At 60.0% G+C, this 12,127-nt stretch carries 9 protein-coding genes; 3 read left to right on the top strand and 6 right to left on the bottom strand.

The features are described 5' to 3' along the window. Window positions 1-32: 32 nt before the first annotated feature. Window positions 33-1,964: a hypothetical protein gene (locus SJQ66_RS02935; protein ID WP_157685079.1), complete on the bottom strand. Its 1,932-nt coding sequence runs from the start codon at window positions 1,962-1,964 to the stop codon at window positions 33-35. Window positions 1,965-2,025: 61 nt separating this feature from the next. On the opposite strand from SJQ66_RS02935, the gene SJQ66_RS02930 reads away from it, so the two are divergent. Next, window positions 2,026-2,448, top strand: coding sequence for a hypothetical protein (locus tag SJQ66_RS02930; RefSeq protein ID WP_036010572.1), 423 nt, complete (start codon window positions 2,026-2,028; stop codon window positions 2,446-2,448). A 105-nt stretch (window positions 2,449-2,553) separates the two neighbouring features. Here SJQ66_RS02930 and SJQ66_RS02925 read toward each other — a convergent pair whose 3' ends face one another. The 3 genes from SJQ66_RS02925 to SJQ66_RS02915 all read right to left on the bottom strand — a co-directional run bounded on the left by SJQ66_RS02925 (window position 2,554) and on the right by SJQ66_RS02915 (window position 5,941). After that, on the bottom strand, window positions 2,554-2,826 hold the full coding sequence (locus tag SJQ66_RS02925) for a hypothetical protein (RefSeq protein ID WP_320533592.1): 273 nt from the start codon (window positions 2,824-2,826) through the stop codon (window positions 2,554-2,556). A 75-nt stretch (window positions 2,827-2,901) separates the two neighbouring features. Continuing rightward, on the bottom strand, window positions 2,902-4,650 hold the full coding sequence (locus SJQ66_RS02920; protein ID WP_320533591.1) for a hypothetical protein: 1,749 nt from the start codon (window positions 4,648-4,650) through the stop codon (window positions 2,902-2,904). A gap of 277 nt (window positions 4,651-4,927) precedes the next feature. Further along, window positions 4,928-5,941: a zinc-binding alcohol dehydrogenase family protein gene (locus SJQ66_RS02915; protein ID WP_253464039.1), complete on the bottom strand. Its 1,014-nt coding sequence runs from the start codon at window positions 5,939-5,941 to the stop codon at window positions 4,928-4,930. A gap of 127 nt (window positions 5,942-6,068) precedes the next feature. Here SJQ66_RS02915 and SJQ66_RS02910 point away from each other — a divergent pair, with 127 nt between their 5' ends. Together SJQ66_RS02910 and SJQ66_RS02905 are read left to right on the top strand one after the other, a co-directional pair. Next, window positions 6,069-7,109: a LysR family transcriptional regulator gene (locus SJQ66_RS02910; RefSeq protein WP_024904011.1), complete on the top strand. Its 1,041-nt coding sequence runs from the start codon at window positions 6,069-6,071 to the stop codon at window positions 7,107-7,109. 4 nt (window positions 7,110-7,113) lie between these two features. After that, a complete protein-coding gene (locus SJQ66_RS02905) occupies window positions 7,114-8,052 on the top strand; it encodes a LysR substrate-binding domain-containing protein (RefSeq protein ID WP_320533590.1) in 939 nt (312 codons plus the stop codon). Window positions 8,053-8,057: 5 nt separating this feature from the next. Here the strand turns inward: SJQ66_RS02905 and SJQ66_RS02900 are convergent, their stop codons facing one another. Together SJQ66_RS02900 and SJQ66_RS02895 are read right to left on the bottom strand one after the other, a co-directional pair. Continuing rightward, entirely contained in the window at window positions 8,058-9,800 is a 1,743-nt protein-coding gene (locus tag SJQ66_RS02900) for a hydantoinase B/oxoprolinase family protein (RefSeq protein WP_024904009.1), read from the bottom strand. Window positions 9,801-9,960: 160 nt separating this feature from the next. After that, window positions 9,961-12,108 carry a hydantoinase/oxoprolinase family protein gene (locus tag SJQ66_RS02895; RefSeq protein WP_024904008.1) on the bottom strand — a complete coding sequence of 716 codons (2,148 nt, stop codon included), beginning with the start codon at window positions 12,106-12,108 and terminating at the stop codon, window positions 9,961-9,963. Window positions 12,109-12,127: the final 19 nt, after the last annotated feature.

Here is a 12,127-nt window from a genome sequence, read left to right as displayed (position 1 = left end):
ATAAGGTTCCAGTACTGCCTGGATTGCGCGCGTTATCGATGTCGCGGAGAGATGAGATTGCTGCCGTATGACTGCATCATCCGATTGCGCAAGCTGTTCGTCACACCAAAGACATCACGACGCTGCTCCAGCAAGACATCAGCCGACAGTGTCTCCTGGATCTTCCACACCGCCGCCTCGAAATCATGCCGTCCTCGCGGGTCATTGAACCCGATACGCGACAGCAATTCATCAATCGGTATCGACGACGCCAACAGCGTTGCCGCATAATGTTGCAAGACATTATCCCGAAGCACGGACTGCATCTCTCGCGATAAGCCAAAACGTTTGCAAAACGCGACCCACCGCTCGGACGGTGTGCGGCCGTCGGGAAGCTCCTCCCAATACGCTGCCACCTCTCTGCAAATCCATCTCGAAAAATGCATGGAGGGCGCGATGAAACTGGAGCCCTCGTCACAAAGATAGGTTTTCAGGACGGAACGCAGCGCGTCCGGATCAAATAATCCGTAGAGCGCTTGGTTACGCTGTGGGTCATAAGCACCCAGAGTATTCAGCGCCGCCCCCCAATCGGACGGCGGAAGCAAGGTCTGCATGCAGACGAATGACTCGTAAAACACGTCCCGCATGCCCACGGCATCGGCGTGGCCGAGCGTCGCCCACATTTGGAGCAGCGCCGTGAATGCCCGTCCCGCAAGCGCGGATCTTCCCGTTTCCACGCATCGCGGCACGATATTAATTGCCCAGAATGTCGCCTGTTCCAAAATGACAGTACGTATTTGTTCATCGAACCAGGCAAGATGTTTTGCGCCTTCGAGGCGGCACGCCAAACGGTGCATCAGTGCGGGTTGCGCCTCCCACTGCATGCCATTGACCATGCCGAAAGATCTATACCATTCCCGGCCATCTTGTATCTCCGCGACGAAATCATGCAGCACCAGAAAAAGGTCGACCGTTGTCTGACTCGGCAATGCCTGCACCGTGTCCATTTCCATTGCCAAGATATAGGACCGGGCAGCATGAGAAACACGCTCGCTCATCGCACCGGTCTTTTTTAAAAGAACCCGCCACGAACCGTCCAGCCGAAGATCAGGCCCGATCATTGCCAGCAGGTGCAGTTCGGCGTCATGCCAGACCGAACTTTCCGCACGTTCATCCCATTGACGGCAATGGTCTTCCAATGACAACGCCCTGCCCCGTTGGGACACGCCATCGACAACACGCTTCGCGATCCTGTACGCTATTCGGTCCGCAATTCTCGCGTGCTGCGCACGGCTGACGCCAAAGCACACCGTCAGCCTTTTCGCGATATGACATCCCCGCAGCCGAAACAGCAACATGCTTCCAATCTCGGAAGCCAGCAGATCCGACACTTTCGGTAGCTCGCCGCAAAAACGTCGGGTGAAATCGAGCACATACTTGGAAATCAGTTGATCATGGCCTCCCGCCTCCAGCAACACCTCAAGCACCGGCGGCCATTGGGCAAGCGGCAAAGGCGTCAGTTGCCGTAAGACTGCATGCACGGTTGCATACGACCTGATATGGTCTCGCGGCATGGTCGCGTGGTAGTCGGCAAGCAACCAATCAACCATCATCGCATTCATGACGTCGGGGGACTGACGTCGGAGCCATTCCCAGGATTGCTTGATAGACTCTTGCCACATCCGCCACACCACTTCACTATTACTTCCCTTGATAACGACCATCCTCGCGGCAAGTTGTCGTAGTAACGCCGGATGGCACCTATCAGGCAATTTCTGGATATTGCACAATGCACCAACAGCGTCGATCTCCTCGGTTGCGTCCTTGATTCGATGCACGACGCACGAGATATGCAATCGATTCAGCCGCTTGTCGCACAACGACAGCAGCATTCTCGCCTCCCATGGCAACCGTTTCATCAGTCCCAGCAATGCATCGTCCGACAGACCGGTGAGCGTCGCGTCTTCAGGAAACAACTCGCTCAACGGAACATCATAGGACAGTAAAACCACAGGCGCGCCATGCTTCCAATGTTGAGAGATATGGATGTCCGGCGTCGTGGCGGGCGCTTGCGGTGACGGCGGGTGCGGCGGACGTCTATTCGAAGGTAATAACACGCGCCTTCGCTTGCGCCACGGACTGACCGTTTCGGGCGTCGTACGCGATGGAGACTGGGTAAGTGATCTGATGACTGTAGACGCGGAGGAAGGGGATGGTGGTGGTGATGGTGATGACGATATCGGTATTGCTGAAGAAGCTGGCTCAGGGCTAAACGACGACGAGCGCCTTCGCGCCGGCGTTTCAATTGAAGATGGGAGAGGCGTAAGACTTGGCGATGGCTCCTTAAGTGGCGTGTCGTTAGCCGGGTCGTCCAGGACACCGGCCGGCCAGAATGGAGATGCCACTGTCCAGCTTGAATTCATGCTTAAGCTCCAATTGCAAATAGGTATCCACGGCGGCGTCTTCTAAAGGATCAGGCGGACGAACGCAATACGGCGCCGGAACAGCGCTCGACCGCCGAGTGAATGCCCGCGGCCGATTTCACACGTCTATCAGGCGATCGGACACCGTGCGCTATCGCCGCCGCCGCCGAAGCACCTCGCCACCGAACCGCGCCGTGATTCTTTCGCGTAATCGATCCGTCAAGCCGAAGACATGAAGGCGCCTTGCCAGGGTCGTATCATCCGGCAAGGCGCTCTGGACGTCCCAGCATGCTTCTTCAAACTCATGCCGTCCCTGCGAATCATGGAAGCCGGCGCGGGACAGCACTTCGTCGAACGAAGTAGGTGCCTGTGCGAGGTTGCGTGCATAGTGCTGCAACACATCGCGACGTAGCTGCGTTCTCATCTCCCGTGGCAGGTCGAATCGACTGCAGAACGCGTGCCATCGCTCGACCGGTCTGTCGCCATCGGGTAGCGCGTCCTAATATGCTGGAACCTCTTTGCAGATCCATTTCGCGAAATACGGTGACGGTGACATCAAGCAGGAATGCTTATCGCAAAGAAAACGCTTCAGCAGCGCATTTAATGCTACCTGGTCTACCAGTCCGAATAAATCGCTACCGTGCCGATGATTGAACAGGCCCACACTATCGAGCGTCGGTCCCCAATCGGGCGGCGGGAGCGCGACGGGCAAGCTGGAAAATGCCTCGTGGAAAACGTCTTCCTTTCCTTTCCGGTCGACTTCACCAAGCGCCGCCCACAAGCTCAGCAATGCAGCAAACGCTCTCCCACCCAATCCGGAACGCCCGTTTCGCGCGCAGCGCGGTACGATCTCGATCGCCCAGGCAGAGGCACTGTCCAACAAGGAAACCCGGTCTTCGTTATCAAACCAGGCACGGTGTTCGACCGGAGCGAGTCGGCACGCCAGACGGTGCATCAGCGCCGGCTGCGCTTCCCATGGCATTCCCTCAACCATCTTGTAGCTTTTCTTCCATGCATCAGCGCCCTCCACTTCGCCAAACGATTGGTGGAGCGCCAGAAACAGATTGTGCTGCGTCTCATTCGGCAACGCTTGAAGCGTATCGCTCTCCAAGGTCAGAATATGCCGCCGCGCGGCCATCATGACACGGTCGGAAGTTGCGTCACTTTTCTCCAAAAGCACCCGCCAGGAGCCGTCCGAGCGCATACGCGACCCGAGCATCGACACCAAATGGCGCTCGGCAAGACGTTTCACGTCACTTCCCACCCGCCTGTCCCACCGTCGGCATCGTTCATCCAGAGATCCTGACATGTACAACGTGCGCGGCGATTCCACGACGTGCTTGGCAATCGCATATGCAATGTTGTCGGCAATACGCGCATGTTGCGCGTCGCTAACGCCAAAATGCAAAGACATCGCTTTCGATACATTTCTGGTATGCAAACGCAAGAGCAAGGTACTTCCCAACTCGAAGGCGAACGTATCCGACACGCTTGGCAACGTTCCTTGAAAATACTTCGCAAAATGATCGATGTATCGTGTTACCAGTTGGTGATGTCCGCCAGCGGCTACGAGTACCTCCAGGATAGGGGGCCATCGGATCAGCATTAGTTTGCTCATATCCATTAATACCGCTTGCACCAAGGCATGCGGCTTGACCCGATCTCTCGGCAGAATCGCCCCGTATGCGGCTATCATCAAATTGACGATGGCTTCGCCTTGCAATTCATCAGGCTGACGGACAATCCAATGCTGAGATCGCCTGATGGATTCACGCCACATCTGGAGCACCATCTCGCTGCCGCTTCCCTTGATGCCAATCATTCGCGTTGAAAGTTCGCGAAGCAATATAGGGTGCCGTGCTTCCGCCATACGCTTGATGCCGCACATCACATCGATCATGCCAACCACATCCGTGACACGCTGGATTCGATATATGGCACAGCCCAGGCTTAATCGATACAGTCGCCTACTGCAGATGGACAACTGAACCAGGGAGTCCCATGGCAAGCCTCCCGTGACCACAATCAGACGGTCCGCTGGCAACTCAGACAGGCATGACGCTGCCCCGTATGTCGTCGCTTCCTCGCTTGGGTCGGCGAGCGGCACTGTACGTACGCGGCTTGCTTCAGGCGAGGTGATGTAGATATTCGGTTTCTTCGCGGTCGTTGGCGAATGCATCACGCTTGCCCACTCGTCGAGTTCACGGAACGAAGGGCGGATGAGCACGTCCGTCGAACCACTATCCATTTCCACACTCCCAATTGACGCGATGGCCCGGGGGACGCGTGCGTCACAACGGAGTTGCACAGAGGAACCGCTGGCGGAACGGGCACGCGAACGTTTAGTGGTATGGAGAATAACGGATGCAAAGCGCAACGGCGATGCAGTGGGCCACTTGCATTCGCGTGGTGCTGCAATACGGCGCCTAACGTAATGAGACGAAGAGGCCCGGACGGACGGAACCGCCAGTCCGGTCTTACAGTTCGCCCGGTTTCAATCCGCCAGGCGTGATGCGCACGCGTGATTACTTCGCGACCAGCACAACCTTGCCGATCATGTCGCCACGTTCCACCAGCGCATGCGCCTGCTTCAGGCTGGCGGCATCGATGCCATCGATGCGTTGCGTCGCCGTATGCCGGAGCACGCCGCGATCCACCAGTTGCGCCGCGCGTCGCAACAATGCGTGTTGCCGCGCGATCGTCTTCGTCGTATAGATTGATCGGGTGTACATCAATTCCCAATGGATCGCAATCGACTTCGACTTGAACGGGCTGATATCGAGGTTCTCCGGATCATCGATCAAGGCGAACTGCCCTTCCGGACACAGGACCTCGGCAATCTGCGGCACGTGGCGAGCGCTGTCGTTCAAACCGGCGACGTGACTGACATGCGCAAACCCAAGCGCCGCAAGCTGCGGTTGCCACGGCTGATGGTGATCGATGGTATGATGCGCGCCGTGGTCCAGTACCCAATCACGGCTTCGTGGCCGTGACGCCGTGCCGATGACGGTCAGGCCGGTCAAAGCCCGCGCCAATTGCGTCAGAATCGATCCAACGCCACCCGCCGCGCCCACTACCAGCAAGACGTTATCTTCCGTGGGGTCGGCCCTTTGCACTTCCAGGCGATCGAATAACAATTCCCATGCCGTAATCGTCGTCAGCGGCAACGAGGCGGCATCGGCGAAATCAAGTGTGGTCGGCATCGGTCCGACAATGCGCTCGTCAACCGCCTGCAGCGCCGCGTTACTGCCTGCGCGCGTGATATCGCCCGCATACCATACGCGATCACCAACCTTGAAACGGGTGGCGAGCGGGCCCACCTCCTTGACGACGCCCGCCGCGTCCCATCCCGGAATACGTGCGGTGCCTTCCGAGGGCGTGGACCCGCGACGCACCTTCGTATCCACCGGATTGACCGAAACCGCCTTGACCTCTACAAGTAGGTCATAATCGCGCAATGTTGGCACAGGCAGTTCCAAATCGACCAGCGCATCGGCGCGATCAAGGGGACCGGCTTGATAAAAACCCACTGCTTTCATCGTGTACTCCTGGTAGGCGCGCCCCAGCCTCGGGCACGGGGCGCATGTGCGATGGCACCATGATGAACGAGGCCAACGGTGAAAAACAGCCGTCTGGCACGCAAACACTTTCCGCGAATCGCAGAAAATGATCCGACTTGATGATGTTGCCATCTTTGTCCAGACCGCGGACGCCGGAAGTTTTTCACTCGCCGCCCGACAAATGCATATTTCGCCAGGTCTGGCGAGCAGCGCCGTTCAGCGTCTGGAAAAAGCACTTGGCTGCCGGCTGTTCGTGCGCTCCACGCGAACGATGCATCTCACCGATGACGGCGCACGCTATCTGCCGCATGCGCGTGCCATGCTGGCGGCGCAAGCGTCGGGCCAGCACGCGGTTCGGCGGGACGGTGCACGCGTCGCCGGACCGCTACGGCTGTCAGCACCATCGGATTTCGGTCGCAACCTGCTTGCGCCATGGCTCGACGCATTCCAAGCACTTCATCCCGAAGTCTCCATTCAATTGCGGCTGAGCGATCGGGCCGTCGACCTGTTCGCACAACCGTTGGACGCGGCGATCCGCTACGGCACCCCGTCCGATTCAGGCCTGGTTCTGATGCCTCTGGCGCCGCAGAATCGACGCGCACTCTGCGCCTCACCCTCCTACATCGCACGTCATGGCCCGCTTGCCAACATCACGGATCTGGCATACCACAATTGCCTGCGGTTCATATGGGGTGATCAAGTGCATGAACGCTGGCGTTTCCATCCGTCGGCGCGCACGCTGACGCCTCCCCGGACCGGGAACGCCGTGCAAGACGCTCGCACGCCATCGTCCGAGGTGTTCAAGACGGTCAGCACCGGCATGCCGGACGAGGCGGGCATGTCGTCGTCGGATACGCGTTCCAGCTCGCAGGACTGCGTGGTGGAAGTCCGGGGGGACCGGATCTGCGACGATGCCGATGTGGCGCGCCGCTGGGCCATCGACGGCCGCGGCATCGTCTACAAATCCCGTATCGACGTGATGGACGATTTACGCGCGGGCCGCCTCGTCGAACTGGTCCCCGGCGATTGGTGTGAACCCGCGCCTTTGAACCTGCTTAGTGCGGAACGGTCAACACTGTCGCCCTCCGTGCAACAATTACGGGACTTCCTGCGGTCACGTTGCCTTGAACACCTTTCGCGAGCCTGATGCCATGCCCTCGTCACCGTCGCTGACATCGTTGAAGGTCTTTGAAGCAGTCACTCGCCATGGCTCGATCCGCCAGGCCGCGCTCGAACTGGACCTGACCCCACAGGCGGTCAGTCATCGCATCAAGACCCTCGAAGAGACGCTTGGACGCGCGTTGTTCGTACGCCGTGTCAGCAGCGTCACACCAACCCCGGCCGCGCGCCTGTTGCAGGAACATGTCAGTGCCGCGATGAAATGCATCGACGACGGCCTGGCGGCGCTGACGCGAATGGACAGCACGCAGAAGCTATCGATTCAGGTAAGTCCGTTTTTTGCATCGCATTATCTGATGCCCGACCTGAGTGCTTTTACGCAGCGCTATCCTGACCTGGACCTGCGCATTTCCATTGCAGTCGAGATGCCCGACATGAAACGGGCGGAACTCGATGGCGTCGTGCTATGGGGATACGGCGGCGCAGGCGACATGTTTTTCGAAACCACGCTTGTCGACGATTTGAAGGTCATCACCTATAGCGCTGACCTGGCCGAAAAAAAACCCATCCACACACCGACGGACCTGCTGGATCACACGCTGATTTCGCCTTTGGCCGATACCTCCCTGTGGCGCCATGTGCTGTCATTGATGCAACTGCAGGATGCGCCGGCCAGGCATCTGCTGCAGATTCACACGCACAGCGCGATGCTCGACGCCACGGTGAGTGGGCTTGGCGTTGGCTTGTTGTCATATCCGGATGCCATCGCGCTGATCCAGCAAGGCAGGTTGCTGGCGCCGTTTGGACTCGACTATCTGAAACGCCTGCCGGCCACTGAAATGCCGCGCGTCACCCTCGTGCAATTACAGGATGCGCCACCGTCGGAGATCATGCAGGCGTTTGTGGCCTGGCTGCGGGAGATCGTACAACGCGACGCGGCGCGCGACCATGCGGTGACCAAGACCCCATGACATGGTCAAAAAACATGGGGGTAGTCATGGACGGCTTTTTCCCGAGAAAGGTAGCCGTGATCGATATCGCGCTGTACCAAAGAGGCCGGTCGGGCGGCGGCATTGCCATACCCGCCGCCGCCAGGCAACGCCAGCACGAGACGACGCCCTTCCGGTATCCGCTGCGTGCCTTTCGCGCGCAGCGGGGTACCATCGTCCAGGCTTACCGTGCCCGGAGCGCCGGACGCTCCACCATGATGTCCCCGTGCGGGATAGACGACGCGTTCGAACATCGCATTGAGGCTGAACACGAACCCCTCCTTTGCGCCGATCTCGATACGCTGGCCCAGTCCGCCACGCCACCGCCCCGCGCCACCGGAATCGGGACGCAACTCCTTGCGCCAGACGACAATCGGCCCGATGCTTTCGGTCACTTCGACGGACATCGTCTGCACGCCGCTCGGAAACGCCGTTGCACTCAGGCCGTCGCTCGACGGGCGGGCGCCGGTCCCGCCGCTATTGAAAACGAGCATCTCATGTCGCAGGTTACGCGTCTCAGGACGCACCCCTTCGAACTTCATCTGCAGATTCCATAAGGCGCTCGCGCCTTCCGCCGGCACCAGGTCCGACACCAACGCCTGCAACGCACCCAGGGTCACATCAGGCAGCAGATGGCCCAGGACGTGACGCACGGCCACCGCATGCGGCCGCGGCGCATTGAGAATGCAGCCCTCCGGGGCGGTAATCTGAAACGGCCGCAGCGATGCCCAGTTGTTCGGAATCGCCGGCGCGATGGCACATTTCAACGCGTAGCAGGTATAGGCCTTGGTATAGGTCAGCGGAACGTTGATGCCATATGCGCTGGGCCCGGAAGTGCCGGTATAGTCGGCGCGCATCGTGTCGCCTTCCGCGCTGACAGTGACCACCAGTTCCACCGGCTGGTCGTAGCCATCGACGGTCATGCTGTAGGTATGCGCGCCGCGTGGCAGTGCGGCAATGCGCTCGCGGGTGGCCCGCTCGCTGTTTTCGAATATGAAGGCGGCGAGTCCCTCGATATCGTCGAGGTCGAACTCGTTCATCATGTCCATCAATCGGCGACGGCCGGTGTCATTGCACGCGGCCAGGGAATGGAAATCGCCCACGACCTGATCCTGTTCACGCACGTTCGCCCGCAGGATGTCGATCAGGTCGCGGTTGATCTCGCCGGCACGGAACAACTTCATCGGCGGAAAGCAGATGCCTTCCTCATACACTTCCCGCGCATCCGGACCGAAACCACGGCCACCAATATCAACGACGTGCGCGGTGGAGGCGAAATAACCGATCAGCGTGGGCGCGCTTCCCGAGGCACCACCACGCGGCGTACGGAATACCGGTGTCACGACCGTAATGTCATGCAGATGCCCGGTCCCCATCCAGGGATCGTTGGTCATCAATACATCTCCTGGCGACAACGTATCAACAGGGAAGCGTTCACAGAAATGGCCCACCGCATCCGCCATTGAATTGACGTGCCCAGGCGTGCCGGTCACTGCTTGCGCGACCATCCTGCCCTGGGCATCGAACACGCCTGCCGACAAGTCACCAGCTTCGCGCACGCTAGTACAGAACGCGGTACGAATCAACGTGATAGCCTGCTCCTCGACCACCGAGATCAGCCGGTTCCACATGATCTGCTCACGCACCTTGATGGCCGTACCGCCTTGGCCGCCCGTCTTGCCTGCCGCGTCACCCACACTGGCGGTACTCCCCGTTCCGTTGCTGTCCATCGCTTTACTCCCCGGCCAAAGCCGTCTTTTCGGTCTTTATCAGCCACATCGATGTGGCGACGATCCCAAGGGGTGTCCGATGACACCTACCGCCATATCGCGGCAAGGTCCCACACTACATGCCGTGACGAACTAATCATCTCGGGCCTGCCGGGCCACGTCAGGCCTGATGGCGTTGAATCAATAGGCAACGATCCCGTTGCAGCGTCACGCTGAAGCCCTGGGGCACCAATGTCGACGTCTCGTTTTCCAGGACAATTGCCGGCCCGTCCAAGCGCCATCCCACGCGTAGACTATCGCGATGATGGATGGCGCACTCGTGGAAACCCCCGCGTTTCGCGTCGAATACGGGCCGCCGTTCGAGCGGCCGCGGCGCCTCTTCGCCGTCACATGCCACACCCGCGATCTCCGTCACGCGCGCGGGCACGGGGACTTCCGTGCGAAGCGACAATGCCCAGCTGACCACTTCGACATCGAGCCCTTCAACCTCATGTCCGAAGAGCTGCACATACACGGCGATAAAGGCCGCACGCAGGGCTGCAACGTCGGTACCCCCTTGGAAATACCCCACCGCAACCGGAACGGGAATCTCCCATCCCTGCCCCGCATAGCGCATGTAGGCGCGCAATTCACGTACCGTGGCGCCGCCATGTCCTGTCTCCGCGACGAAGGCGGATACCTCGCGTTCCATCTCATCGATCAGCGTATTGACCATCGCCACATCAAACTCGCCGAGCCGCATGACGGCGCTACGCAGCGATTCATAGCCAAAAGGGGCACGCAGAAACCCGATCGCGGAACCGACGCCGGCTCCCGGGGGCACCAACAGTCGGTCGATGCCGAGTTTCTCGCAAAGGCGGCCGGCATGCAGCGGCGCGGCACCGCCGTAGGCGATCATCGTGTAGCCGGCAAGCTCGCAGCCGTTTTCGACCGCATGAACACGAGCGGCATTGGCCATGTTCTCGTCGACCATCTCGGCAACGGCGCATGCCGATTGCACCGCGTCCCCGCCGAGTTGCGTGGCGATGGCCTGCTCCAATGCGCGACCAGCGGCCAGCCCGTCGAGGGCCATCGTACCGCCGGCAAACCGCGCCGGATCGAGTTTGCCCAGTACCAGATCGGCATCGGTCACCGTCGGCTTCTCGCCCCCGCGACCATAACAGGCGGGACCGGGCTCCGATCCAGCGCTTTCCGGCCCCACCCGGACCTGGCGCATTTCATCGACATGGGCGATCGAACCACCGCCAGCGCCAATCTCGACCATTTCGATGACCGGAATCGAGATGGGCATGCCGCTGCCCTTTTTGAAGCGATAGGTCCGCGCAACCTCGAACGTCCGCGCGGTCTTCGGACGCTGGTGTTCGATGAGGCAGATCTTCGCCGTGGTGCCGCCCATGTCGAATGACAGCACATGATCCAAGCCATAACGCGCGGCTACGTCGGCGGCATAAATTGCGCCGCCCGCGGGTCCGGACTCAAGCAATCGAACCGGGAACATCGCCGCGCTGCGTAGCGACATCAGTCCCCCGCCCGAATGGATCATGTACAGCGGGCAGCCAATGCCCTCCTTCTGCAACGCGGCGGCGAGCCGGTTCAGATAGGACGCCATCAATGGCTTGACGTATGCGTTGGCGCACACGGTATTGAATCGTTCGAATTCGCGAATCTGCGGTGATACCTCCGATGACAACGACACGGATAGGTTCGGCAACGCCGCCAGCAAGCGATCGCGCACCGCCCGCTCGTGTCCGGGATGCCGATAGCTGTGTATCAGCCCAACGGCCACGCTGTCGAAACCCTGCTCTGCAATCCCGGCGATCACCTTGTCAAGGCCATCGAAATCGAGCGGCACCAGTTCGTTCCCTTGCGCGTCCATTCGTCCAACCACCGTGAAGCGGTCACAACGCGGCACCAGCGGCGCGGGGAGCATGATGCCGAGATCGTACTGTTCGAACCGGCTTTCCGTGCGCATCTCGATGACATCGCGGAACCCTTCGCTGGTGATGAAAGCGGTACGCGCGCCACGGCGCTCGATCAGCGCATTCGTCGCGAGGGTGGTGCCGTGAATGATCGACTGAATGGCGCCGGGTGCAATGCCCGCGAGCGACGCAGCGCGAAGCAGCCCCGCAAGGATGGCCCGTTCGGGACCCGCGTAGTCCGTCAGGACCTTAGCCGAAAACAATCTGCCGTCACACTCAAGCGCGACATCGGTAAATGTCCCACCGATGTCGACACCGGCGCGAATCGATGTAAAGGCGGTTGTCTTAGCGGCGGCGGATACGGAATGGGAACCTGCTGTCGTCGTCACCGGTTGCTCCCCTGCATAA

Origin of the sequence: Robbsia andropogonis (assembly GCF_034047095.1) — a bacterium.
GTDB lineage: Bacteria > Pseudomonadota > Gammaproteobacteria > Burkholderiales > Burkholderiaceae > Robbsia > Robbsia andropogonis.
This window is presented reverse-complemented; position numbering and strand designations above follow the sequence as displayed.

What these genes read in the sequence shown, in the direction of transcription:
- SJQ66_RS02925 (WP_320533592.1), bottom strand. Translation starts at nt 2,826, where the DNA reads ATGAGAACGCAGCTACGTCGCGATGTGTTGCAGCACTATGCACGCAAC.
- SJQ66_RS02910 (WP_024904011.1), top strand. Translation starts at nt 6,069, where the DNA reads ATGATCCGACTTGATGATGTTGCCATCTTTGTCCAGACCGCGGACGCC.
- SJQ66_RS02930 (WP_036010572.1), top strand. Translation starts at nt 2,026, where the DNA reads ATGTCCGGCGTCGTGGCGGGCGCTTGCGGTGACGGCGGGTGCGGCGGA.
- SJQ66_RS02900 (WP_024904009.1), bottom strand. Translation starts at nt 9,800, where the DNA reads ATGGACAGCAACGGAACGGGGAGTACCGCCAGTGTGGGTGACGCGGCA.
- SJQ66_RS02920 (WP_320533591.1), bottom strand. Translation starts at nt 4,650, where the DNA reads ATGGATAGTGGTTCGACGGACGTGCTCATCCGCCCTTCGTTCCGTGAA.
- SJQ66_RS02905 (WP_320533590.1), top strand. Translation starts at nt 7,114, where the DNA reads ATGCCCTCGTCACCGTCGCTGACATCGTTGAAGGTCTTTGAAGCAGTC.
- SJQ66_RS02915 (WP_253464039.1), bottom strand. Translation starts at nt 5,941, where the DNA reads ATGAAAGCAGTGGGTTTTTATCAAGCCGGTCCCCTTGATCGCGCCGAT.